The organism is Microbacterium sp. ARD31 (assembly GCF_031844425.1).
Genome location: NZ_JAUZVE010000006.1, coordinates 82,435 through 106,236, shown reverse-complemented (window position 1 = coordinate 106,236; position 23,802 = coordinate 82,435). Strand labels below are relative to the sequence as shown.

Genomic DNA, 23,802 nt, shown 5'->3' with positions numbered 1-23,802 from the left:
CCCGTAGACTTCGCACCATGACCGACCGCACCCCGCGTCGGCCCGGGCCCTCGGGCGCGGTGACCCTCGACGACGTCGCGCGCGAGGCGGGCGTCTCGCTCGCGACGGCGTCGCGCGCCCTCAACGGCTCGACGCGCAAGGTCGCGGACTCCTATCGCGAGCGCGTCGAGGCCGCCGCGGCGCGGCTGGGCTACACCGCGAACCTCTCGGCGCAGGCGACCGCGCGGGGGACGTCGGCGATCCTCGCGCTGGTCGTCGCCGACATCGCCGACCCCTACTTCGGGCTCATCGCCTCGGGCGTCGCGCGCGGTGCCGACGAGGCCGGGCTCGTGGTGACGGTCGCGATCACCGCGCGCGACCCCGAGCGCGAGGTGCGGCTCGTGCGGGCGCTCCGCGGGCAGCGGCCCCGCGGGCTCATCCTCGCCGCGTCCCGGACCTCGGCGGGCCCGGCGCCCGAGCTCACCCGCGAACTGGACCTGCTCGGCGCGATGGGCGGCCAGGTCGTCGCCCTCGGTCCGGGGGCCGGCGGCGTGCGTTCGCTCATTTTCGACAACCGCGCGGGCGCCGAGGCCCTCGGGCGGGCGCTCGTCGAGCGCGGCTACCGCCGGGCCGTCGTCCTGGCGGCCGAAGAGGGCACGGCCACGAGCGATTCGCGCCTCGACGGCTTCCGCGCCGGCTTCACGTCGGCCGGGGGCGAGGAACCCCGCGTGTACCGCGGCGGCTTCACGCGCGAAGCGGGTGACGAGGCGATGACCCGGGCGCTCGCGGACGGCGTCGAGACCGGCACGGTCGTGTTCGGCATCAGCGACGTCGTGGCGATCGGCGCCCTCACGGCGATCCGCGCGGCGGGACGCACGGCGGGCGCCGACATCGCCCTCGCGGGGTTCGACGACATCCCGACGGGACGCGACGTGACCCCCGCCCTCACCACGGTGCACGTGCCCCTCGAAGAGGTCGGCTACCAGGCGTTCCGCGCCGCGACCGACGCCGAGTGGGAGCCGCATCCCGACGACCTGCGACTCGACGTGCTGCTGCGCGAGAGCACCCCGCCGCGCGCATGAGCGTCGTCGTCGCCCTCGACAGTCTCAAGGGCTCGCTGCCCGCCGCCGCGGCAGCCGCCGCCCTCGCGGACGGGTGGCGCGAGGTCGATCCCGCGGCCGAGATCGTGCTGCGCCCCATGGCCGACGGGGGCGAGGGGACTCTCGACGCCTTCGCCGCCGCCGTGCCCGGAGCGCAGCGCCGCCCGGTGCGCGTGCGCGGCCCGCGCGGCACGCTCGTCGACGCGGCGTGGCTGCTGCTGCCGGACGGCACGGGTGTCGTCGAGCTCGCCTCGACGAGCGGCATCGAACTCCTCGGCGAGGTCCGCCTGCCGTGGGACGCGGACACGACCGGGTTCGGGCAGGCGATCGCCGCCGCCCTCGATGCGGGCGTCGAGCGGCTCGTCCTCGGCATCGGCTCGTCCGCCTCGACCGACGGGGGGAGCGGGATGCTGCGCGCTCTCGGCGCGCGCATGGTCGACGCCGACGGGCGCGATGTCCCCGCCGGGGCGCGCGGGCTCGCGGCCGTGTCGGCGATCGACTTCTCGCACCTGCGCACTCCGCCACCCGGTGGCGTGACGGTGCTCAGCGACGTGACGAACCCGCTGACCGGGCCCGCGGGCGCCGCGGCCGTGTTCGGACCGCAGAAGGGGCTGACCGCCGCCGACGTCGAGGTCGTCGACGGCGTGCTCGAGCGGTACGCAGCCTGCATCGCCCGGCGCGTGCCGGCCGCCGACCCGCTCCTGCCGGGAGCGGGGGCCGCGGGCGGCACCGGGTTCGCGCTCGCCGCGTGGGGTGCCGACCTCGTGCCCGGCGCGCAGCGCATCGCGGACCTCGTGGACCTGGCCGGTGCGGTGGCCGCGGCATCCCTCGTCGTCACGGGGGAGGGCTCGTTCGACGGGCAGTCCGCCGCCGGCAAGGTGCCCGCGTTCGTGCAGGGGCTCGCGGTGGCGCACGGGGTGCCCGTCGCGGTCGTCGCCGGGCGGATCGCCGCCGACGCCGACACCACCGGTTTCGCGCGCACGATCTCGCTCACCGACCTCGCCGGTGGCGCGGCAGCGTCGATGGCCGATCCGGCGCGCTGGCTGGCCGAGGCCGGGCGCCGCCTCGCGGCACGGAGCGCCTGAACGGGGCACACGCATGGCAGCCGACGCGGAGCAGGGGCGGCGGGCGTGGTCCCGCGAGGACTGGATCGCGTACGCCGCTCGGCGCCTGCAGTGCGGTGCCCGTCGTCGACCTCGACCTGCGGGGAGCCGGGCTGCCCGTCCGGACGGAGGTGTCCGTCCGCGTGGAGGATGACGCGGTCGAGGTCGTGTGGGCGGACGGGGTGCGGACGTCTCACCGCCTCTCAGCCCGCTCATAGCAGTCGCTCAGGTCGCTCACAACCCCTGCGGGGGCCTCGTCCGCCGTCCCTACAGTCGGCGGCGACGCTCCGTGCGCAATCCGTTCGGGGCGTCGCACCGAATGATCTGCAGCACCACATGTCTGCAGGGCCGCGGCATCCGTCGCACCAACGGAGGGACACTCGCATGACCAGCTCACCCAACCGCCTCGTCGCCGTCATCTTCGGCGCCGTCTACATCCTCGTCGGGCTGCTCGGCTTCGCTGTGACCGGCGGCGTCGACTTCATCGCCACCGATGGTGGCCTGCTGCTCGGCATCTTCATGGTGAACCCGCTGCACAACGTCGCGCACCTCCTGATCGGTGCGGCGCTGCTGATCGGCGGCCTGTCGAACGTCCGCGCCGCCAAGGGCGTGAACATCGTCGTCGGTGCCGCCTACCTGCTGCTCGGCGTCGTCGGCTTCTTCCTCGTGGGCACCGCCGCGAACATCCTGGCGCTGAACACGGCCGACCACTTCCTGCACCTCGCGAGCGCGCTCGTGCTGCTCGGCGTCGGCATCGCCGCCGACAAGCAGGTCTCCCCTCGCGCGGCCGTCTGATGTCGCCGTCCGGCCTGGTCCGCTCGTGGCCCGCGCTCGCCGCGTGGGGCGCAGGGCTCTTGCAGCTCGGACTGGGAGCGGGCGCGATCGTGAAGGGCGCCGATGCCGCGGACCGCGGCATCGGCGTCCTGCTCGCCGCCGTCGGGGCGGCGACCATCGCCTGGGGCGTCGCGGCGCTGATGCGGGGGCGCGTGGTTGCGCCGCCCGCGGGCGTCGGAGTCTCGCTCGCCGGTCTCGTCGCAGTGACCGCGCTGCTCGTGATCGGTCCCCCGCAGACCAGCATCTATCCCGTCGTCGTCTCCACAGCGCTGGGTCTTTCCGTCGGCGTCGTCTCGGCGATCGCGATGCGTCGCGCAGGTCGACGGCCGTCGCACCCCGCTGCTCGCACCGCCGCCCGCACGAGCGTCGGTGGCCTGATCGTCGGTGCCTTCCTGCTGGCAGGGCTCGTGACCCCCGCGCTCGCAGCGACGCCCATCGGCAGCGATGCGCCCGGCGCCGAGGTCAACGAGGTCTTCCTACACGGACACGGCGGGCACTGAGTCTCGCCGTTCTCGGATGCAAGAGATCCGCCGCGACACGCCGGTGCCTGAGCGGATGCCGCGGCGTGTCGCCCGGCATCCATTGCATCCCGTGACACCCCGCCGCGCCCGACCCACCCCTCGCGTTCACGGATGCAAGAGATCCGCGGTGACACGCCGGTGCCTGAGCGGATGCCGCGGCGTGTCGCGCAGCATCCATTGCATCCCGTGACACCCCGCCGCGCCCGACCCACCCCTCGCGTTCGCGGATGCAAGAGATCCGCGGCGACACGCCGGTGCCCGAGCGGATGCCGCGGCGTGTCGCGCAGCATCCATTGCATCGCGTGACACCCGCCGCACGCGAAACGCCCCGGCGCCAACGGCACCGGGGCGCTCGTCGCGTGCGGGTTACAGCCCGCGGGCGAGGCGGTAGTACGCCTGGTTCCAGCGGAGCTCCTTCTGGAAGCCGCGCACCGTCGTGTCCTCGTCGATGACGAGCAGTTCAGTGCCGGCGATCTCGGCGAAGTCCCGGAAGACCTCGATGCCCACGGCCGTCGTCATGACGGTATGGTGCGCGGCACCGGCCGCGAGCCAGCACGAGGCCGAGGTCGCGAAGTCCGGCGCCGGCTTCCACACGGCGCGGCCGACCGGCAGCTTGGGCAGGTCGGGGGCGTCGACGTTCTCGACGACGTTCGCGACGAGTCGGAACCGGTCGCGCATGTCGCTCATCGCCACGACGAGGGCGGGTCCGGCGTCCGCCGTGAAGACCAGGCGCACGGGGTCGGCCTTGCCGCCGATGCCGAGCTCGTGCACCTCGAGGCGCGGCTTCGACGTCGTGAGCGACGGCGAGACCTCCAGCATGTGCGCGCCGAGGATCCTCTCGTTGCCGGGCACCAGGTCGTAGGTGTAGTCCTCCATAAGGCTCGCCCCGCCGGGCAGCCCTGAGCCCATGACGTTCGCGACGCGCACGAGGATCGCGGTCTTCCAGTCGCCCTCGGCGCCGAAGCCGTAGCCCTCGGCCATGAGGCGCTGCACGGCGAGACCGGGCAGCTGCGTCAGTGCGCCGAGGTCCTCGAACGACGTCGTGAACGCGCCGAAGCCACCGGCCTCGAGGAACGAGCGCAGCCCGATCTCGATCGCGGCGCCGTCGCGCAGCGACTGGTGCCGCTCCGCGCCCGGCAGCAGCTCGTCGGCCACGTCGTACGAGGAGACGTACTCCTCGACGAGGGCGTCGATCTGCGCCTCGGATGCCTGGGCCACGGCATCCGCCAACTCGTTCACACCCCACGTGTTGACCTGCACGCCGAACTGCAGCTCGGCCTCGGTCTTGTCGCCCTCGGTGACGGCGACGTAGCGCATGTTGTCGCCGAAGCGGGCGAGCTTGAGGGTCTTGACGGCCTGCCACCCCGCGGCGGCGCGCTGCCAGTCCTCGATCTGCTGCACGACCATGGGGTTCGAGACGTGGCCGACGACGGTCTTGCGCGGCACGCCCAGGCGCGTCTGGATGTACCCGAACTCGCGGTCGCCGTGGGCGGCCTGGTTGAGGTTCATGAAGTCGAAGTCGATGTCGTTCCACGGCAGCTCGACGTTCGCCTGCGTGTGCAGGTGCAGCAGCGGCTTGCGGAGCGCATCGAGGCCCGAGATCCACATCTTCGCGGGGCTGAACGTGTGCATCCACGCGATGACGCCGATGACCGAGTCGTCGGCGTTCGCGTCGAGCGCGAGGCGCTTGATCGAGTCCGAGTCCTTCAGGACGGGCCTCCACTCGACGGTGACCGGAAGGCCGGCGAGGCCCGCGGCGACGGCCTGCGACTGCTCGGCGACCTGGCGCAGCGTCTCCTCGCCGTAGAGGTTCTGGCTGCCGGTGACGAACCAGACGGTGTACTGCTCGAGGCTGGTGGAGAGGGTCATGCTGTTCCTTCGTTCGATGAGCGGATGCCGCGCAGCGGCAGTGCGGTGACGGCGGCGGCCTCGGCAGCGAGTCCGGCGCGGTAGCGGGTGAGGTAGTCGGCGAACCCGGCGACGTCGGCCGGGACGGGGTCGGCGGTGACGGATGCCGCCCCCGCGAACACGTGGTCGGTGAGGTACGTCGACAGGTCGGAGCCGGTCTTCGCGGAGGCGTACGCGGCGAGCACGGCCATGCCCCACGCGCCGCCCTCGGCCGCCGTGTCGCCGACCGTGACGGGCGCGTCGAGCGCGCCGGCGAGGAAGCGCTGGGCGACCCCGGCGGTGCGGAACACGCCACCGTGCGCGAACATCGCGTCGAGCCCGACACCCTCCTCGGCGAGCGTCTGCATGCCGATCGCGAGCGTCGCGAAGACGCCGTAGACCTGCGCGCGCATGACGTTGGCGAGCGAGAAGTCCGCGTCCGGGGTGCGCACCACGAGCGGGCGACCCTCGGCGAGCCCGGCGATCGGCTCGCCGCTCAGGAGGTTGTACGCGAGCACCCCACCGGCATCCGCGGCGCCGGTCAGCGCTTCGCGCAGGAGCGTCTCGTAGACGGCATCCGTCGTCATCGCCTGACCGGATGCCGCGGCGAACCGCGCGAACAGCGACGCGAACGACGCCAGCTCGCTCGCGCCGTTGTTGCAGTGCACCATCGCGACCGGGTCGCCGGCGGGCGTCGTGACGAGGTCGATCTCGGTGTGGACCCGCTCCAGCGGGCGTTCGAGGACCACCATCGCAAAGATGCTCGTGCCGGCGCTGACGTTGCCCGTCCGCGGCGAGACCGCGTGCGTGGCGACCATGCCGGTGCCGGCGTCGCCCTCGGCGGGCGCAGCGACCGCGCCGGGCCGGAGCGTGCCGGTCGGGTCGAGCAGGGCGGCGCCTGCGGCAGTGAGCGCCCCGGCATCCGCTCCCGCGGGGAGCACCTCGGGCAGCAGGTCCGTGAGGCTGCGGCCGGCGAGGAACGCGGCGGCGTGCGCGTCGTACGCGGCGACGCGGTCGCGGTCGTACTGCCCGTCGGTGCCGATCGGGAACATGCCCGACGCGTCGCCGACACCCAGCGCGAAGCGGCCGGTGAGCTTCTCGTGCACCCAGCCGGCGAGGGTGTTGATCTTCGCGAGCGAGGCGAGGTGCGCCTCGTCGTCGAGGATCGCCTGATGCAGGTGGGCGATCGACCAGCGCAGCGGGATGTTGACGCCCAAGAGGTCGGTCAGCTCCGCCGCGGCGGCGCCGGTGGAGGTGTTTCGCCACGTGCGGAACGGGACGAGCAGGGTGCCGTCCTCGTCTAAGGCGAGGTAGCCGTGCATCATCGCCGAGACGCCGATGCCGGCGAGGTCGGTCAGCTCGGCGCCCTGGCGGCGGACGTCGGTCACGAGGTCGGCGTAGGCCGCCTGCAGACCCGACCAGATCGCGTCCTCGGCGTAGGTCCAGACGCCGTCCTCGAGCGCGTTCTCCCACTCGTGGCTGCCGACGGCGAGCACGGTGGTCGGGTCGCTCGCATCGACGAGGCACGCCTTGATGCGGGTCGAGCCGAGCTCGATGCCCAGCACTCCGCGGCCGGCAGCGATGGCGCTCATCGGCGGTCGTCCGAGCTCTGGCCGTACACGTTCTGGTAGCGGTTGTAGAGGGCGTCGATCTTGTCCTGCGGGATCGGGATCAGCTCCCCGCCCTGCCGGGCGAAGTGCACGGTGCGGGCGGCGTCCTCGCACATGACGGCGGCCTTGACGGCATCCTTCGCGCTGACGCCGATCGTGAACGGACCGTGGTTCTGCATCAGGACGGCGCGCGAGCGGTGGCCCTTCAGTGTCTCGACGATGCCGCGGCCGATCGAGTCGTCGCCGATGATCGCGAACGGTCCGACCGGGATCGGGCCGCCGAACTCGTCGGCCATGCCGGTGATGACGCAGGGGATCTCCTCGCCGCGCGCGGCCCAGGCCACGGCGTAGGGGGAGTGCGTGTGCACGACGCCGCCGACCTCGGGCATGTTGCGGTAGACGTAGGCGTGCGCGGCGGTGTCGCTCGAGGGCGAGCGGTCGCTGCCGGGGCTGCCGGGCACGACGTTGCCGTCGAGGTCGCAGAGAATCATGTTCTCGGGCGCGAGGTCGTCGTACGAGACGCCGGACGGCTTGATGACGAAGAGGTCGGCGCCCGGGACGCGGCCCGAGACGTTGCCTCCGGTCCAGATGACGAGGCCGTAGCGGACGAGTTCGGCGTGGAGGGCGGCGACGTCCGCGCGGACGGCGGCGATCGCCTCATCGAGATCGGTCATGGGGTCGATGTTATCGGTAACATCCCGATTCCGCCACGCTCTGATGACGGGTTCTCGCCGCCGGTCCGGCACCAACCGCGGAGAAAACGCACGCAGCCGCACCGGATCGCCCCCGGCGGGCAGATGGCGGCCGAATCTCCGCGGTTCTTGCGGGGCGAGCCCCGGGCCCGAGCCCGAGCCCCGAGCCCGAGCCCCGACCCCCGCCGGCCTCAGCCGCGCGGCGCGGCGGTCGACGCGCGCGCGACGAGCACGGGTTCGGCGACCTCCGCCGTCGCCGGCAGGCCCAGCGCCTCGGCGAGCACGCGCCGTGCCTCGCCGGCCGTGTCGACGTGCACCGTGGTGAGGGCGGGTGTGTAGAAGGCGGCATCCGCGTTGTCGTCGAATCCGGTGACCGAGACGTCCTGCGGCACCCGCAGCCCCTCGGCGACGAGGCCCGCGATGAGTCCGAGCGCCATCTGGTCGTTCGCCGCCGCGACCGCGGTCGGCCCGTCCTCGCGGCGCACCGCCTCGGCCACCTCGCCCGCGAGAGCCGCGCCCGTTGCCGCGCTCCAGTCCCCGCGCCACATCGCCGCGGGACGGATGCCGGCGGTCGCCAGCGCCGCCGCGGCACCCTCGTCGCGGGCCGTCGCCTCGAGCCAGTCCGCCGGTCCCGCCAGCAGCGCGATGCGGCGGTGGCCGAGCGCGACGAGGTGCTCGATCGCGAGCGCCGCGCCGGCGCGCTGCCGCTCGGCGCCCGCGCCGGTGTGCAGCGCGGCGAGCGGTGTCCCGCCCGCCACCTCGCGCAGCGCGGGCAGCGTCGCGGTGTGCGCGGCGACGACGATCAGCGCGTCGACCCCTTGCGACAGCAGGCGCTGGGCGGCATCGGTGACGGATGCCGGGTCCGCGGCATCCGCGTAGGCCGTCGCCAACCAGCGGTCCGCCTCGCGAGCCGCCGCGTCGAGCGCGGCGATGCCGGCGCCGGGGCCCCACAGGGTCGCGTCCGAGGCGACGACGCCGACGGTGCGGGTCGTCGAGGTGCCGAGGGCGCGGGCGGCGTTGTTGATGCGGTAGCCGAGCTCGGCCATCGCGGCCTCGACGCGGGCCCGGGTCTCGGGGCGCAGGTTCGGGCTGTTGTTGATGACGCGCGACACGGTCTGCGTCGACACCCCCGCCCGCGCGGCGACGTCGCGCACGCCGGCGCGTGTCGTCCCGGCCCGTCCCATGGCGCTCACTGTAGCGGGCGCCATCTCACGTCGATGCGCCCGCTGTCGAGCACTCGGGCGCATCCGGCCCGCGCGGTTAACGTGGAGGATCGACGCCGACGCACGGAGGAGGGACCGAATGCGGCTGCTGCAGCGCCTCGCGCTCGGACGCTTCTACGCGCGCCTGCCCGAGTGGGTGCGCCTGGTCGTCGCGGCCTCGGCGGTCGTGCTCGGCGTGGTCATCGTCATCCGGCCGACGACGGCGCTGGGCGTCCTCGCCTGGCTGATCGGCGGCGGCATGGTCCTCACAGGCGTCATCGAGCTGACGGGGCGCGACATGGAGGGGGCGCGTCCGCGCTGGCGCACGCTGACGGGCGGTGCGTGGCTCGTCGGCGGGCTCGTCGTCCTGCTGACCCCGGGACTCACCGTGCGCGTCGTGGCGACCCTCGTCGGCATCCTGCTGCTCGTCGCGGGTGCGCTCGGCGTGATCGCGGTCTTCGCGAAGGGGCGAACGATCGATGCGCGCATCGCGGATGCCGCTTTCTCGGTCTCGGGCGTGATCTTCGGCGTGCTGGCGCTGTTCTGGCCCGACATCACCCTGCTCGTCGTCGCGGTCGTCTTCGGCGCGCGTCTCATCATGAGCGGGGTCGCCGATCTGTGGACGCGCGTGCGACGGCGCCGCGACACCGAGCGGGAGCGCCGCCACCAGCCGCAGCGCCTGCGCCGTTGGGGGCGCACGGTCACGGCCCTCGTCTCCGTCGCGCTCGCCGTCACGACCGCGCTCGCCACCGTGCCGCTCCGCGAGGGGTCGACCGTCGTGGACGACTTCTATGCGGCCCCTCGCGACATGCCGGGCGAGCCGGGGCGCCTCATTCGTGCGGAGCCGTTCACGAACGGCATCCCGGTGTCGGCGACGGCCTGGCGCATCCTCTACACGACCACCGGCGTCGACGGCGAGGTCCGGGTCGCGAGCGGTGTCGTGGTGGTCCCGAAGGAGGGTGACGGGCAGTGGCCGATCATCGACTGGAACCACGGCACGACCGGCTACTCCGAGCACTGCGCACCGTCGCTGCAGCCGCGCGGGCTCTGGTCGGGCGCGCTCTACAACCTGCCGACGATCATCCGGCAGGGGTGGGCAGTGGTCGCGACGGACTACATCGGGCTGGGGACCGAGGGTCCGCATCCGTATCTGATCGGGCCGCCCAGCGCGACGGCGTCGCTCGACGCGGTGCGCGCCGCACGGGAGTTGCAGGATGCCGACCTCGGCGTCCGCACGGTCATCTGGGGGCACTCGCAGGGCGGTGGCGCCGCGCTGTGGGCGGGCGCGCGGGCGCGGGAGTACGCGCCCGAGCTGTACGTGCAGGGGGTCGCGGCGCTCGCGCCGGCCAGTGACCCGCCCGCGCTCGTGCAGAACATCTCGAGCGTCACGGGCGGCAGCATCTTCGCGTCCTACGCCTTCGCCTCGTTCTCGTCGATCTACGACGACGTCTCGTACGACGACTACGTGCGGCCGGGCGCCGACACGGTGCTCCGGCAGATGTCCGAGCGCTGCCTGTCCGACCCGGCGATCGTCGTGTCGGTCGCGGCGGCGCTGGGGATGAGCGGCGATCCGCGGCTGTTTTCGACGCCGCCGGCGACCGGCCCTCTCGGCATCCATCTGCGGGCAAACGCGGCGCCACTGCGGCAGAACGCGCCGCTGCTCATCGCCCACGGCGGGGCGGACAGCGTCATCCCGGTCACGACGCAGACCGCGTACGTCGAGCGGATGTGCACGGCCGGACAGGTCGTCGACTACCGCATCTACGACGGGTACGAGCATGCGGCCGTCGTCGAGCGCCCGTCGCCGCTGCTCGACGAGCTCATCGAGTGGACCGCGGCGAGGTTCGCGGGTGACCCCGTGCCCGAGGAGTGCTCGACCACGAGGGAATGAGCCCCGGGTCGGAGAGCGCCCATAGGGTGGGACGCATGACCGAGAACACCCTTCCCTCCGGCATCCAGCTCGACGAACTGAGTGCCGACATCCGGCCGCAGGACGACCTGTTCCGCCACGTCAACGGCGCGTGGCTCGAGCGCACCGAGATCCCCGAGGACAAGGCGCGCTGGGGGTCGTTCCACCTCATCGCCGAGCAGGCCGAGAAGGACGTCCGCACGATCATCGAGGAGTCGACGGATGCCGAGCCCGGCACCGAGACCCGCAAGATCGGCGATCTGTACACGAGCTTCATGGACACCGCCGCCATCGAGGCGAAGGGCGCCGAGGCGATCGCGCCGCAGCTGACCTACGTCGACCAGGTCACCGGCATCCCGAGCCTGCTGCAGACCGCCGGATCGCTCGAACGCGAGGGCGTCGCGGGGATCTTCAGCACCTACATCGAGCCCGACCCCGGCAACCCGCAGCGGTACATCCTCTTCCTCGTGCAGGGTGGCCTGTCACTGCCCGACGAGAGCTACTACCGCCTCGACACCTTCGAGAAGACCCGCGCCGCCTTCCGTGCGTACGTCGCGACCGTCTTCGGCCTCGCGGGTGTCGCCGACGCCGAGGGGCAGGCCGACCGTGTGCTCGCGCTCGAGACCGAGATCGCGTCGCACCACTGGGACAACGTCCGCAGCCGCGACGCGGTCGCGACCTACAACCTGATGAGCTGGGATGCCGCGGTGCAGCTCACCGGCGTCGACCTGGCCCCGTGGCGCGACGCCGTCGCTCCCGGCAAGGCGGGCGTCATCGAAGAGGTTGACGTCAACCAGCCGAGCTTCTTCGAGGGCGTCGGCACGCTGCTCGTCGAGGACCGGCTCGAGGACTGGAAGGCGTGGCTGCGCCTGCAGGTCATCCGCGCGTCGGCGCCGTTCCTGTCGCAGGCGTTCGTCGACGCGAACTTCGCGTTCTACGGCACCGAGATGACCGGTGTACCCGTCAACCGCGAGCGCTGGAAGCGCGGCGTCTCGCTCGTCGAGGCCGCTCTCGGCGAGGCGGTCGGCAAGGTGTACGTCGAGCGTCACTTCCCGCCGCGCGCCAAGGAGGAGATGGACGTCCTCGTCGACAACCTCATCGAGGCGTACCGGCAGTCGATCTCGTCGCTCGAGTGGATGACGCCCGCCACGCGCGAGCGCGCGCTCGAGAAGCTCGAGGCGTTCACGCCGAAGGTCGGCTACCCCGTGAAGTGGAAGGACTACTCGGACCTCGAGATCGAGGCATCCGACCTCATCGGCAACGTGCGCCGCTCGAACGCGTGGCAGCACGACCAGCAGTTGGCGAAGCTCGGCGCGCCGATCGATCGCGACGAGTGGTTCATGACGCCGCAGACGGTCAACGCGTACTACAACCCGCTGATGAACGAGATCGTCTTCCCGGCGGCGATCCTGCAGCACCCGTTCTTCGACATGGAGCGCGACCCGGCCGCGAACTACGGCGGTATCGGCGCCGTCATCGGTCACGAGATCGGTCACGGCTTCGACGACCAGGGGAGCGCCTTCGACGGCACCGGTGCGCTCAACGACTGGTGGACGGATGAGGACCGCGCGTCCTTCACGGAGCGCACCAAGACGCTGATCGAGCAGTACAACGCGCTCGTGCCGCAGGGCCTGTCGGCGGATCACACCGTCAACGGTGCCCTGACGATCGGCGAGAACATCGGCGACCTCGGCGGCCTCGGCATCGCGATCAAGGCGTACCGGCTGCACCTGAAGTCCTCGGGCTCGACGGATGCCGACGGTCCCGTGATCGACGGGCTCACCGGCATCCAGCGTCTGCTGCTGAGCTGGGGGCAGATCTGGCAGCAGAAGGGGCGGGATGCCGAGACGATCCGTCTGCTGACGATCGACCCGCACTCGCCCAACGAGTTCCGCTGCAACCAGATCGTCCGCAACATCGACGAGTTCTACGCCGCGTTCGACGTGACCCCGTCGGACGAGCTCTGGCTCGACGAGGACAAGCGCGTCACGATCTGGTGACCGCGATGCGCGGCGCGCCGGTGGTCAGCATCGAGCTCGAGTTCGATGCGGCGACCGAGCGCGCCGTGCGTGCGGAGTGGCAGGCGCTCGCCGACGCCGGGTTGTCGAGTCTCGCCGCGCACACGTCGCCCCCGAACGCGCCGCATGTGACGCTGCTCGTGCGCCCGTCGGTGTCGCTGGCGTCGGTGCCGTTGCCGGCTGCCTTCGCCGTGACTCTCGGTGCGCTGGTGCTGTTCGGCGCGGGGGAGCGGCGGGTGCTCGCACGCTCGATCGTGCCGTCGGCCGAGCTGCTGTCGCTGCACGCCGCCGTGCACGAGGCCGCCGGTCCCGGCGACGACGCTCCGCACACCGCTCCGGGCGAGTGGATGCCGCACGTCACCCTCGCGCGCCGCATCAAGGTCACGGACCTCGAGCGCGCGCTGCCGCTGCTCGGTGAGCCGATCGTCGGTGTCGCTCGCGGGCTCAGGCGGTGGGATGCGGCATCCGCCACCGTCACCGAGCTCGGGGTGTTAGCACGCTGATTGAGGACCGCACCGAAAACGTGCCGCAGGGGGTTTCGGCGCGATCAGGTTTCGGCGGGGGTTTTCGGTGGATACATCTTCGGCGTGTCGCGTTCGTCTGCGGTGCCTCGGCCGGGCGTGCCGAAAACGATCGTTTTCGGCAGACGGATAGCTACCCGACATTCCGAGCGAACGCGCAGCCCTGAACATTTCGGCGGGGCTGCGCGTTCGTCGTCATCGTTGCGCTGGTTTGTCTGACGTAGGTACCGGGATAGAGAACGTCGCGGGTAGGACGATCGTCGCCGGGGTGATCGTCTCCGGCTTGGTCACGGTGCGCTGTCCACGACGGTCGTCTCGATCGCAGTCACTGACGTCTGCTCCTCGGCACCCCAGCCGAAGACAGTTGTGCCCGAGGTCTCGCGCTCTCCGATGACGAGCCCGGTGGCGGGGTCGATGATGATCTCTCGCCGCTCGCCCGCGCGAAGTGTTTCATTGCGTCCGATCGCGATTCCAGTCACACCGTCGAAGTTCGCGACTCCTTCCGTAGCAGTCACTCCGGGCACCCGTGCGAGAGCGTCGAGGAGCGCGGCCCGCTGGGGTGCGGGAACGAGACCGGACCGGAGGATGCTCGTGATGCGCCCGAAGTTGTCTTCGTCGCGCGATGCGGACCCGCCGCTGTACTGCGCATCGATCCAGTCGTAGGCGGCTGCGCCCGAGAGGGGAATGTCCCCGAAATCGACGCCCACCCACGGGCCTTCTTCGCCGTAGAACGCACCGTTCTTGGCTCGCAGTGTCTCGACGCTTTCACCTGTCACTCCGACCATCCGTCCCCAGTCGCGGCGGAGCACCCATTCGGCGGAGGAGTCCCCGGGCATGTAGACGTCGATGGTCTGCTCGTTCGGCTCACAGCCGTTGTCGTCACAGTCACCCCAACTGGCGTGGGTGTGAGCGTGAAGGTACTGCCCGGAACCGGCGACGAGATTGGCGTACCCGGCGGTCGCGATCGCAGCGGACTGAAGGAGCTCGCTGGCGTGGGCCGATTCGGCGCTCATGGTGACGTTGCCGGCGATCAGGACACCGGTGAGAGCGGTCGCGACGCCCGCTGCCGCCCAGGTCGACCGAGGTCGAGCCTTCGAACGACGGGGAGCCGCGGGGACGAGCGCTCCTGTCGCTTCCTGGTCGATGCGCGCCCAGAGCGCCGCGCGCCCCTTCGTAAGCGCCTCCTGCGTGGGGGCTCGCTCGTCGTCACGCGTGCTGCGGAGCAGTGTCAACTCGTCCATGATCCGTCTCCTGTTCGGTGGTGTCGATTCCTGCGGCGCGACGCAACTGGCGGCGCACCCGGTTCAGTCGTGAGCGGACAGTCCCGACGGGGATTTCGAGCGCTGACGCGATTGCGGCGTAGTCCAGGTCACCCCAGGCGTACAGCAGCAACGTGTCCCGATCGGCGTCGGTCAGCCGGCGGATTGCCTTCCCGAGACGTGCCGTCAGTCGTTGCGCGTCGATCCGCGCCCCGGCCTGATCGATGAAGTCCGGGGCCACCTGTGCGGCTAGGTCAGCTGACAACCCTTTCCACGCCGTCGCCTCCAACCGCGCATGCTTCCGAATGAGACGCGTCGCGATGCCCAACAGCCACGGGCGGGCATCGGAGAAGGACTCATCGAACGTGCCACGGCGCTCGAACGCGACGAGGAACGTCTCGGACATGATGTCGTCGGCCGCATCATCGTTCAGGCGTTGCGCTGCATACCTGAACACGGTCGTCGCGTGTCGGTCGTAGAGGACGGAGAACGCTGCCGGCTCGGACGCCGACCTAGCTATCACCTCGTTATCGGGGCTCACGTTCGTATTGCTCGATCCGACCGAATGAGTTCACGCCAATCTGACGCGAGCCAGAACCTACACGACGCGACAACCGTGCCCCGACGCCCCCGCCAGTCAACAGCTCCTCCGGTCGGCTCGATCGCGAGCCAGCCGAAAACGTCAGCCAAAACCCGGTAATGGACGCCGTTTGCGGCACGCCATATCCGGGCTCCCTCATGAAACCGCCGAAAACGATCGTTTTCGGCCGGTTGTGCCATCGCCTTGGAGCGGCCGCAGCAATCAGGTCTGGATTCACAATGGCGGCGAGGCCGCCTTGATTGCTGCAAACACCCGACTGAGCCAACCTGAGTCGGCACGCCGGTATGTCGACTGCAGCTCATGAACGCTTGCGTCCCAGCACCACGCAGTGTCGGACGCTGACCATTCTCGTTCGCGGTCGTCGATGATCGTTGCACGTACGACGACCTCGGAGATCGACGTACCAGCCTCCCAGGCTTCGTGCGTGTGGCTTCCGGCCGGCGGTATGACGTCGCGCGTCACCGAGACGTGAAGAATGCAGGACTCGATCCACGCTTCGGGGATGCGCTCAACGCTCACCCTGGCTCGGAGCCAGTCTGCTTGGTCTCGAACCCATGGCTCCGCCGACGAGGCCAGATCGTAGAGCGCCTCCGTCTCCCCAGCCTCGTGGATCGCCTCGACGAGCACCCCAATGCCCCACAGCCCGCCGATGTCGTTGTTCCGGCTGATGAATCGTCCGACGATCCCGCGGGTGAAGTCCGCGAGCTGACTACGAGTGGGCATCGAACACCACTTCCAAGACCACGCTAGACCGTGGAGGGTCAGCCTAGTGGAGCGCCTGAACTGAGGTGACTCGTTAGCGGCGCCGATGAAGTGGCGTTGCTCACTGCTTCTGTCGATGGCTGCACAGTTGCTGCGGGTGACTGGGGTGTGGCTCAGCTTCGACTGGGTGGCAATGACTCTAACCCGCCGCCAAGAACGTCCGCCAGAACCCAGTTCCGGCCTACCTGTCTGGGACCCATCCGGCCTCTCCGCGCCTAGCTAACCTAAAACGATCGTTTCTGGCTACGTCGAGCCGACGGTGCGATGCGGCCCGCCGAAAAGGCAGGCCAGAAGCTGGTTTCGGTGAGGGTTTTGGTAGGAAGTTGCTCGGGTTGACGTCGCCGATTGCCGCGAACTAGACGCGCACAGCTATCCGCGCGCAGGACAGAAGAACGGCGGGCTTATGGCCGGAAGCTTAGGTACGCAGTGATTGAGCATCCGAATCACTCCGCAGTCAGGCGCCCACGTGGGGACGAGTTTGCTGATCAGAGTTGTCGATCAAACGCACCCGTCGCCGACTTCATCGATGTTCGTGTCCGCCTGGACTCGCCAGGACGTCGTCTTTCCACCCGAGTTCGGGTAGGTCCAGAAGTGGAAGTTTCCGTGAGCGGTGTGGACGAGCTGGGTTCCCTTGTAGTACTTCAAGTTGCCAACGAAAGCCAGGGTGGTCCGGACGTAGAGTTCTTTGCCCTGGGGGCAGAAAAGTGAACCCGACGCACTGGTCACGGCGCTGGGCGAGACTGTGGCCGCTGTTACAGGGGAGGCATGTGCGACGCCGCCGACCAATAGGGAGGCGGCGGCGAGGACCGCGGCGACACCGATGCGCTTACTTTTTGCCATCATTCACTCCTATGTGATGAGTTCCAACGTCGATTCTTTCGAGAGGTCAGCTACGTCAAGCTTTCGTTCAGCGCCGTGAGCTCGCTCTGCACCCGTTCTCGCTCTGCGGGCGTAAAGCGTCGCACCTGCATCGACAGGACTGCATCGGCTGCAAGCGCCGAGATCCCGAAGGCGTCCTGAATCGCACCCCGAACCTGATCCGCGTCGCCCGAGGCATCTGTGCAGATTGCCAAGAGTTCTTCGGGTCGATTCATCACGGCGATGTACGCCGTCAAAATGTCGCGGCGAGCACGTTCTTGTTCTCGATCGCCAGTCATGCCGGAAGGGTATCGAGTGGCGGCATCGCCCGCCAGAGGGCTCGTCGCGGGCGGCTAAGTCGGCTCATCCCAACGCGCCGAAAACGATCGATTTCGGCGGGCTTTAGGCTTTATGGATGCGGCGCGCACCGGGCTTCCTAATTCTCGTCTCCGCGGCGCTGCTGTTGTCTGGATGTGTTTCGACGGGCGGGCTCGAGCGCACCCCCTCCCCGAGCCCCGCCGCGACCGAAGCGGGCATCAACGTCTCTCCGTTCACCGGCCTTGAGATCATCGACCCTGATTATGCGGTGCCCGAGATGGAGTCGAACGAGATAGCGCGGACGGTCACGCAGGGCGGCGAAGACGGTGCATCTCGCTCCATCATGTCGACGGGCGAAGCTGATAGCGGCGTTCCGTATACGCTGCGGTTCGACTGCACGCCGGCGGAAGCGAGAGTCACCTTCAAGGCCACAGGTTCTGCAAGCGGGGTGGTGGCAAGTTCGGAAGGTTGTGCGAGTCCTAGCGAGGTGACCGGGCTTATGTTCGGCACCGCCTCGGAAGTCGTGTCCGTCGAAATCGAGTCGCATGACGACACCCTTGCCAGTGCCTGGGCGACCCTCGCCGCGGTGGAACCGTAAGCCGTCCCGATGTCCAACGGATCCGTCGGAATCACAACTAGAAGACGAACAGGCAGAGAACCGCAGGGAGACGGGGGCGCTCTCCGGGGAGGACCAGCTGGACATAAATTCATTTCTCTAGACAAAGAGAATTAGTGCCCTCCACACTGGGCACTGTCCGGGGGCTGGAGCACCGATTTCCCGGCCATAGCCAAAGGGAGCATCATGCGTGGAATAAGCAGGAACACCCTGTTCATGGTCGGAGTGTCTGCGCTGGCGATCAGCCTCGTGACACCTCCCGCATACGCGGCCTCGGACGGTGGGCGGCTGACGACGCTGGACGGGGAACCTGACCAGATCATCTACATCAATGAGCCAATCCCTGAACTCGATGACTCGGCTGTAGTGGTGCAGTCGGACCCGAATGCGACGGTCGTCGTGACCGAGCCGGAAGACCTCCCGGTTGTTCCTGAGCCGGGCGAGACCATCCGCCTTGTTTATACCGATGCAGTCACAGAGATCACCACGGAACCTGTCGATGTCTGGTCGAGCCCGGAAGACACCAGTACGGCTGCCGCGCTGGCGGGCTGTACTAAGTCCTTGACCGCCGAGGTGCCCACTAAATCGTCTTACCCCCAAGCGAGGGCGGTTGAACGAGGCTCGATCAGTAGCGGATGCGGGAGCGGGAGCACATTGGGGATCTATCTCTACTCGGGGATCGAAGTCAAGGCGAGCAGAAAGCTCACTGTGCCGAATAATGGGTCGATCTGGTCAGGCACTGTCGCAAAGACCTGCGGAAACGCCGATTCCACATCGCATTACACACTCGTGAACTGGTCTTCAGGAGGGTCGGCGACTAGTCAATCTAAGAGCCTGACGTGCGGTTACGGGTTTTGGGGATGAGCAGATCAGGGCGAGGTTCGTTCAATAAGGTAGATCTTGGTGTTGGGCTGCTGATCGGTCTGGCGGCCTACTATCTGCTAAGCCTGGCTTCCGCGCTGTGGACTTCCAGGCTAGAACCGCCTTTCGTTGCGTGGGCCGTGGTCGTGTCCGGCATTGCATCTGCGCTGCTCGGGTTCGCATCGACGCTACGACTAATGGTCCCAGTAGTCGCCACGACGGTCCTCGTTCTGTTGGCAGCTACGGGGTTCGTGTTGGGATCGAGTCTGTACGATTGGGCCTCGCCCCTGCCGTTCGACTTCCAAACCCTCCTGCTACACGGAGGACGCAGCCCATTTGTGATTGGCGCGGCGGCGTTCCTAGGCGCTGCATCCGCAGCGAGATCCGCGAAACTCGGAAGACTCGAGAGCCAAACAGCTCCAGCCCAACAAGACGCTCGCGGATCGTCACGGAACTAGCACTTCTCGCGCTGGAAGGGCACGGTGGTCAGTGCTCGTTCGCTCGCCTTGCTCACTCGTCTCCCACGTCGGAGCGCGGCAAGACTTCACCACGTCCAGGACCGTGCTCTGCCGGCTATGCGGGCAAACAGTCCGCGACGGCCCGTGACAAGTTCACAGAGGTGGGGCGGTTAGGGGTTGGGGATTCTCTTCGCGCTGATCGGCCTGCTTCTCGGATCCGCAACAGCGGGATTGGTTGGGTGAGCATCGCCGCTGTTCACGCGGGACTGCTCCTCCTCGCTCGTCGCAAAAGGTAAGCAGCACAGCTGGCCGGCTTTCACTAGTCCGCACTGTCGCAGCCGCGCCAGAATCGTCTGCCAAAACCCCGTAACGGGTGCCGTTTGTGGCGCGCCGAGTTCAGCATCTCGGGTGCATCGGCCGAAAACGATCGTTTTCGGCGGTAGCCCGGGCACGACATCAACAGCGAAGTCGAGGATGATTGAGTCGTGGAGATTGAGCTGCTTTATATCGCCGGTTGCCCCAGCTGGGTTGAGGCTGGCCGTCGTGTTTCTAAGGCGCTACGAGAAACAGGCCACGACGAATCGGAGGTTCACTACCGACTCATCCGGACGGAGGAGGACGCGGGCGCAGTCTCGTTCGCGGGCTCCCCCACGATCACCCTGGATGGCAACGATCTCTTTCCGGGGTCGGGGCGAAGCAATGACCTCGCCTGCCGTATTTACAGCACCCCTGCTGGGCTGGCCGGGATGCCAACGGTTGAACAGATTCGAGAGGCGCTCTCCGCTCATGGCGACTGACGAGGACGTTGCGTGCACGTGCTGCGGGCGACATCTGCCACGCAAGAAGCTGCACGCACTCGGAGACGATCGCGCTTTCATCTGTCGACGATGCGGCTGGTGGGTGGCTCTGCGCCTACATCGCGACCGCCCGCCTGCCTAAGCGTGAACTCACTCAACGGCTGCCCACGGCGATCGCGCCGATGTAGAGGGCGAGTTGATGGGTGTCCCACCACCGCACAACGGATCTCACTCGGTGCTCTCATCCCCGGCGCGGATCATGAAAACTGCTCCGGTGATCGCTGCGGCGAAGATTACGATGTCGGCGATGTTGCCGATGAACCAGTTTCCGTAGGCGAGGAAGTCCACGACGTGACCACGGGCGAATCCGGGGTCCCGGAAAAGGCGGTCGCCTGCGTGTGAGGCGGAAGCGCCGCCGAGCGCGCCGATGACGATCGCCCATCTCGCGCGTTGCACTCGGAACGCGAACACGATCGCTGTGACCGTGGCGGCGACAGCGAGCAGCGCGAACACCCAGGTGAAGCCTTCCCCGAAGGAGAATGCCGCTCCGGGGTTATAGGCGAGCTGCAAACCCAGCAGGTCACCGATCAGCGGGATGCGCTCACGGTCGGTGAGGGTCGCTTCGGCCCACACCTTGGTTCCCTGATCGATCAGCACGACGACCACTGCGATCAAGAGCGCTCCACCAGTGAGCTGCCGCCGCCGGGTCGACGACAGCTTGCGCGCAGCGGGCGGATGAGCCTCTGACTGGGAGGAGGTCATGCGAGCACCTCGATCAGACGGACGATGACCCCAGATTCGATCAGGATGAACAGGCCCAGGCCGATGAACACGGCCGGTACGAGCCAGTGCTCGACGCGCTCCAGCCCCTCGGTAACAGCCTTGTTGGTGCCGATCAGCCGGCCGGCCGCGCACCAGACCGCGACGAGGATCAGGAATACGACGATCATGATCGCGACGTCGCTGGGGGCGCTGGTGCGGAAGATCGGCGTGTAGAGGGAGATGTTGTCGGCCCCGTTGGCGATCGTGATCCCTGCGACGCCCCATAGTCCGACCGCGGTGAGCTTGGAGTCGTCATCATCGTCATCGCTGTTACGGCGCAGGCCGCGAATGAGCGTCCAGATGCCGATGCCGAGCGGGATCAGACCCAGGAAACCGACCCATTCGTCCGGAACGATGGTGAGACCGAGAGCGGCGATCACGCTGATCACGACGAGGGTGATGAACCCGAGATACTGGCCCGCGACGATCTGCCACGGCCGGGGCTTCCCTCGACTGGAAGCCAGGAACAGCACGGTGAGCACGACAATGTCGTCGATGTTGGTTGCCGCGAACAGGCCGATCGCTGAACCGATAGTTGCGAGCATCAGCTTTCCAGTCGTGGCGTGCGGGTGCGTGCGGCGCGCAGACCGTTGAGGATCACGATGACCTCCGCGACCTCGTGGACCAGGACGACGGCCGCGAGCCCCAGGACGCCGAAGAGCGCGAGCGGGAGCAGTGCAGTGATGATCAGCAGCGACAGGATGATGTTCTGGTTGATGATCCGTCGACCGCGGCGGGCGTGATCGAACGCTCGCGGGATGAGGCGCAGATCATGGCCGGTGAAGGCCACGTCGGCGGATTCGATTGCCGCGTCGGAGCCGGTGGCGCCCATCGCGATACCGATGTCTGCGCCAGCGAGGGCCGGTGCGTCGTTGATTCCGTCGCCGATCATCGCGACCGGCCCCGCCTTTGACAGCTCGCCGATCGCGGTTGCCTTATCCTCGGGACGCAGTTCCGCGCGCACGTTGCTGATCCCGGCCTGCGCGGCCAGTGCACGAGCGGTGCGGGCGTTGTCTCCGGTGAGCATCGTCACGCCGACGCCTTGGTTGGTGAGCGTCCGGACTACCTCGGGGACCTCAGGGCGCAGTTCGTCGCGGACGCCGATCGCGGCGACGGGGGTTCCGTCGCGGTGGACGATCACGACGGTCATGCCCTGCTCCTCCAACTCCGCGACCTGCTTCCCGAGGTCGCCCGCGTCCAGCCAGCGAGGACTGCCGACGGTGATTCTCGATCCGCCGACAGTGCCGTCGATGCCGTGCCCGGCCTGCTCGGTCACATCTGCAGCTGCCGGTGTGCCCGGGGCCGCGGCGGTGATCGCAGAGGCAAGGGGATGCGTGCTGTGCTGCTCCAGTGCGGCCGCCCAGGCCAGCGCCTGTGTCTCGGTCACGCCGTTCGCAGTGAGCACCGCGGTGACCGCAGGTTCGTTGCGGGTGAGGGTGCCGGTCTTGTCGACCGCGACGTGGCGGACCGTGCCGAAGCGCTCGAAGACGGCGCCGGACTTGATGATCACGCCGAACTTGCTTGCTGCGCCGATCGCGGCGACGACCGTCAGCGGCACCGAGATCGCCAGCGCACACGGAGAAGCGGCGACCAGCACGACAAGCGCGCGGGTGATCCACACCTCTGGATCGCCCAGCAGCGACCCGATGATCGCGACGAGCGCTGCGAGGATCAGAACGCCGGGTACGAGCGGGCGGGCGATCCTGTCCGCGAGACGTGCACGCTCGCCCTTCTCGGTCTGCGCCTTCTCGACCAGCTCCACGATCGTGGTGAGCGAGTTGTCGGTGCCCGCAGCGGTCGTTTCGACCTCCAGCGCGCCGGCGCTGTTGATCGCACCGGCCGACACCGCATCGCCGGGCTCGACCTCGACGGGGATCGACTCCCCGGTGATCGCCGAGGTGTCCAGGCTGGAGCGGCCAGAACGGACGATCCCGTCGGTTGCGATCCGCTCGCCGGGACGGACCACCATGACCTGGCCGACCGTCAGCTCTCTCGCGGGCACCTGCGCAGAGACGCCGTTCTGCAGCACGGTCGCTGTCTCCGGCACGAGCTTCAGCAGCGCCCTCAGCCCGCCCCGGGCACGGTCCATCGCCTTGTCCTCGAGCGCCTCAGCAATCGAGTACAAGAACGCCAGAGCCGCAGCCTCCTCCACGTAGCCGAGGATGACCGCGCCGATCGCGCTGATCGTCATCAGCAGCCCGATACCGAGCTTGCCCTTGAACAGTTTCCGGATCGCGCCGGGCGTGAACGTCGACGCACCGAGGAGCAGACCGGCCCAGAACAACACCAGCGCCGGGATCTCGAGGCCGGACCATTCAAGGATCAGACCGGCCAGGAATGCGACACCGGAGAAGACCGGCACCATGATCCCACGGTCCCTCCACCAGGGCCGCACAACCTCTTCGGTCTCATCCTCCGCCGCAGTGGCAGGCTGGGCAGGCTCGTGCTCGCAGCCACACGCCGCGCTCACGCGTCCGCCCCCGTCCCACAGCAGCCAGCCACCGTGCACGCAGAGTCCACGCACGGCGCGTGCTCATCGACCGCCAGCGTCACGTCCACGAGCGCGACGAGCGCAGCCGTAAGATGCGGGTCGGCGATCTCGTAACGAGTCTGGCGACCCTCCGGCTCGGCAACGACAATCCCGCAGTCACGCAGGCAGGTGAGATGGTTCGACACGTTCGAACGCGTCAGCTCCAGCTCACGAGAGAGCACAGCCGGGTAGCTCGGTCCACCGAGCAGAGACATTAGGATTCGGGAACGCGTGGGATCGGCCATGGCCCGGCCGAGCCGGTTCATGACATCGAGGCGTGAGGAAATAGTCAGCACACACTGAACTATACAGTGATTGATGACCTATTGGAACGGCTTCACCCCAGGCGACATCTCTGGGGCTGGGTGTAAGTACATCCGGCTCACACCCCACCGAATACGCCTACCGAAACCCGCTTACGGCGCACGTTTCTGGCATTCGATCTGGTGTGCCTTCACTCACCGCGCCGCAAACGATCGTTTCCGGCAGCACCACCACAGCCGCGTTTCAGGGTTCGCCGGCGTCAGTTTGGGCTCCTTCTGGC

At 68.9% G+C, this 23,802-nt stretch carries 23 protein-coding genes; 10 read left to right on the top strand and 13 right to left on the bottom strand.

Going from position 1 to position 23,802, the window contains the following annotated elements:
- Positions 1 to 17 precede the first annotated feature (17 nt).
- The 4 genes from Q9S36_RS17680 to Q9S36_RS17665 all read left to right on the top strand — a co-directional run bounded on the left by Q9S36_RS17680 (position 18) and on the right by Q9S36_RS17665 (position 3,516).
- Complete coding sequence (locus Q9S36_RS17680) at positions 18 to 1,061, top strand: LacI family DNA-binding transcriptional regulator (protein ID WP_311286258.1); 1,044 nt, start codon at positions 18 to 20, stop codon at positions 1,059 to 1,061.
- Entirely contained in the window at positions 1,058 to 2,164 is a 1,107-nt protein-coding gene (locus Q9S36_RS17675) for a glycerate kinase (RefSeq protein ID WP_311286257.1), read from the top strand. The genes Q9S36_RS17680 and Q9S36_RS17675 overlap by 4 nt, the downstream gene beginning before the upstream one ends.
- 402 nt (positions 2,165 to 2,566) lie before the next feature.
- Entirely contained in the window at positions 2,567 to 2,977 is a 411-nt protein-coding gene (locus Q9S36_RS17670; RefSeq protein ID WP_064002529.1) for a DUF4383 domain-containing protein, read from the top strand.
- Positions 2,977 to 3,516 (top strand): hypothetical protein, encoded by a 540-nt coding sequence (locus tag Q9S36_RS17665; protein ID WP_311286256.1) that lies wholly within the window; start codon positions 2,977 to 2,979, stop codon positions 3,514 to 3,516. Before Q9S36_RS17670 ends, Q9S36_RS17665 begins: the two co-directional genes overlap by 1 nt.
- A 387-nt stretch (positions 3,517 to 3,903) precedes the next feature.
- Here Q9S36_RS17665 and araA read toward each other — a convergent pair whose 3' ends face one another.
- From araA to Q9S36_RS17645, 4 genes are all read right to left on the bottom strand, one after another.
- Complete coding sequence (araA, locus tag Q9S36_RS17660; RefSeq protein ID WP_311286255.1) at positions 3,904 to 5,406, bottom strand: L-arabinose isomerase; 1,503 nt, start codon at positions 5,404 to 5,406, stop codon at positions 3,904 to 3,906.
- Positions 5,403 to 7,016, bottom strand: a complete 1,614-nt coding sequence (locus tag Q9S36_RS17655) for an FGGY-family carbohydrate kinase (protein ID WP_311286254.1) — start codon at positions 7,014 to 7,016, stop codon at positions 5,403 to 5,405. The genes araA and Q9S36_RS17655 overlap by 4 nt, the downstream gene beginning before the upstream one ends.
- Entirely contained in the window at positions 7,013 to 7,708 is a 696-nt protein-coding gene (locus tag Q9S36_RS17650) for an L-ribulose-5-phosphate 4-epimerase (protein ID WP_064002525.1), read from the bottom strand. Before Q9S36_RS17650 ends, Q9S36_RS17655 begins: the two co-directional genes overlap by 4 nt.
- 209 nt (positions 7,709 to 7,917) lie before the next feature.
- Entirely contained in the window at positions 7,918 to 8,910 is a 993-nt protein-coding gene (locus Q9S36_RS17645; RefSeq protein ID WP_311286253.1) for a substrate-binding domain-containing protein, read from the bottom strand.
- Between the two features lie 118 nt (positions 8,911 to 9,028).
- Between Q9S36_RS17645 and Q9S36_RS17640 the strand changes: the two genes are divergently transcribed.
- The 3 genes from Q9S36_RS17640 to Q9S36_RS17630 are packed head-to-tail and all read left to right on the top strand — an operon-like array spanning position 9,029 to position 13,358.
- On the top strand, positions 9,029 to 10,819 hold the full coding sequence (locus Q9S36_RS17640; RefSeq protein ID WP_311286252.1) for an alpha/beta fold hydrolase: 1,791 nt from the start codon (positions 9,029 to 9,031) through the stop codon (positions 10,817 to 10,819).
- A 35-nt stretch (positions 10,820 to 10,854) separates the two neighbouring features.
- On the top strand, positions 10,855 to 12,837 hold the full coding sequence (locus Q9S36_RS17635) for a M13-type metalloendopeptidase (RefSeq protein ID WP_311286251.1): 1,983 nt from the start codon (positions 10,855 to 10,857) through the stop codon (positions 12,835 to 12,837).
- Positions 12,838 to 12,842: 5 nt separating this feature from the next.
- On the top strand, positions 12,843 to 13,358 hold the full coding sequence (locus tag Q9S36_RS17630; RefSeq protein ID WP_311286462.1) for a 2'-5' RNA ligase family protein: 516 nt from the start codon (positions 12,843 to 12,845) through the stop codon (positions 13,356 to 13,358).
- Positions 13,359 to 13,663: 305 nt separating this feature from the next.
- Here Q9S36_RS17630 and Q9S36_RS17625 read toward each other — a convergent pair whose 3' ends face one another.
- The 5 genes from Q9S36_RS17625 to Q9S36_RS17605 form a co-directional block, all read right to left on the bottom strand.
- Positions 13,664 to 14,617 carry a hypothetical protein gene (locus Q9S36_RS17625; protein WP_311286250.1) on the bottom strand — a complete coding sequence of 318 codons (954 nt, stop codon included), beginning with the start codon at positions 14,615 to 14,617 and terminating at the stop codon, positions 13,664 to 13,666.
- Positions 14,583 to 15,176 carry a sigma-70 family RNA polymerase sigma factor gene (locus Q9S36_RS17620; RefSeq protein WP_311286249.1) on the bottom strand — a complete coding sequence of 198 codons (594 nt, stop codon included), beginning with the start codon at positions 15,174 to 15,176 and terminating at the stop codon, positions 14,583 to 14,585. The genes Q9S36_RS17625 and Q9S36_RS17620 overlap by 35 nt, the downstream gene beginning before the upstream one ends.
- Before the next feature lie 273 nt (positions 15,177 to 15,449).
- Complete coding sequence (locus Q9S36_RS17615; protein WP_311286248.1) at positions 15,450 to 15,959, bottom strand: hypothetical protein; 510 nt, start codon at positions 15,957 to 15,959, stop codon at positions 15,450 to 15,452.
- Between the two features lie 537 nt (positions 15,960 to 16,496).
- The gene (locus Q9S36_RS17610; protein WP_311286247.1) at positions 16,497 to 16,838 is read right to left on the bottom strand and encodes a hypothetical protein; all 342 of its coding nucleotides are present in this window, start codon (positions 16,836 to 16,838) and stop codon (positions 16,497 to 16,499) included.
- A gap of 50 nt (positions 16,839 to 16,888) precedes the next feature.
- Positions 16,889 to 17,155, bottom strand: a complete 267-nt coding sequence (locus Q9S36_RS17605; protein ID WP_311286246.1) for a hypothetical protein — start codon at positions 17,153 to 17,155, stop codon at positions 16,889 to 16,891.
- 116 nt (positions 17,156 to 17,271) lie between these two features.
- On the opposite strand from Q9S36_RS17605, the gene Q9S36_RS17600 reads away from it, so the two are divergent.
- The 3 genes from Q9S36_RS17600 to Q9S36_RS17590 all read left to right on the top strand — a co-directional run bounded on the left by Q9S36_RS17600 (position 17,272) and on the right by Q9S36_RS17590 (position 19,906).
- Entirely contained in the window at positions 17,272 to 17,772 is a 501-nt protein-coding gene (locus Q9S36_RS17600; protein WP_311286245.1) for a hypothetical protein, read from the top strand.
- A gap of 204 nt (positions 17,773 to 17,976) precedes the next feature.
- Positions 17,977 to 18,654 carry a hypothetical protein gene (locus Q9S36_RS17595; RefSeq protein ID WP_311286244.1) on the top strand — a complete coding sequence of 226 codons (678 nt, stop codon included), beginning with the start codon at positions 17,977 to 17,979 and terminating at the stop codon, positions 18,652 to 18,654.
- A gap of 940 nt (positions 18,655 to 19,594) precedes the next feature.
- The gene (locus Q9S36_RS17590; RefSeq protein WP_311286243.1) at positions 19,595 to 19,906 is read left to right on the top strand and encodes a thioredoxin family protein; all 312 of its coding nucleotides are present in this window, start codon (positions 19,595 to 19,597) and stop codon (positions 19,904 to 19,906) included.
- Positions 19,907 to 20,134: 228 nt separating this feature from the next.
- Here the strand turns inward: Q9S36_RS17590 and Q9S36_RS17585 are convergent, their stop codons facing one another.
- The 4 genes from Q9S36_RS17585 to Q9S36_RS17570 are packed head-to-tail and all read right to left on the bottom strand — an operon-like array spanning position 20,135 to position 23,554.
- Positions 20,135 to 20,668 (bottom strand): signal peptidase II, encoded by a 534-nt coding sequence (locus Q9S36_RS17585; RefSeq protein WP_253036208.1) that lies wholly within the window; start codon positions 20,666 to 20,668, stop codon positions 20,135 to 20,137.
- Positions 20,665 to 21,273: a cadmium resistance transporter gene (locus Q9S36_RS17580; RefSeq protein WP_311286242.1), complete on the bottom strand. Its 609-nt coding sequence runs from the start codon at positions 21,271 to 21,273 to the stop codon at positions 20,665 to 20,667. The genes Q9S36_RS17585 and Q9S36_RS17580 overlap by 4 nt, the downstream gene beginning before the upstream one ends.
- Complete coding sequence (locus tag Q9S36_RS17575; RefSeq protein WP_197491836.1) at positions 21,273 to 23,198, bottom strand: cation-translocating P-type ATPase; 1,926 nt, start codon at positions 23,196 to 23,198, stop codon at positions 21,273 to 21,275. Before Q9S36_RS17575 ends, Q9S36_RS17580 begins: the two co-directional genes overlap by 1 nt.
- Positions 23,195 to 23,554, bottom strand: a complete 360-nt coding sequence (locus tag Q9S36_RS17570; protein WP_036275916.1) for a helix-turn-helix transcriptional regulator — start codon at positions 23,552 to 23,554, stop codon at positions 23,195 to 23,197. The genes Q9S36_RS17575 and Q9S36_RS17570 overlap by 4 nt, the downstream gene beginning before the upstream one ends.
- Positions 23,555 to 23,802: the final 248 nt, after the last annotated feature.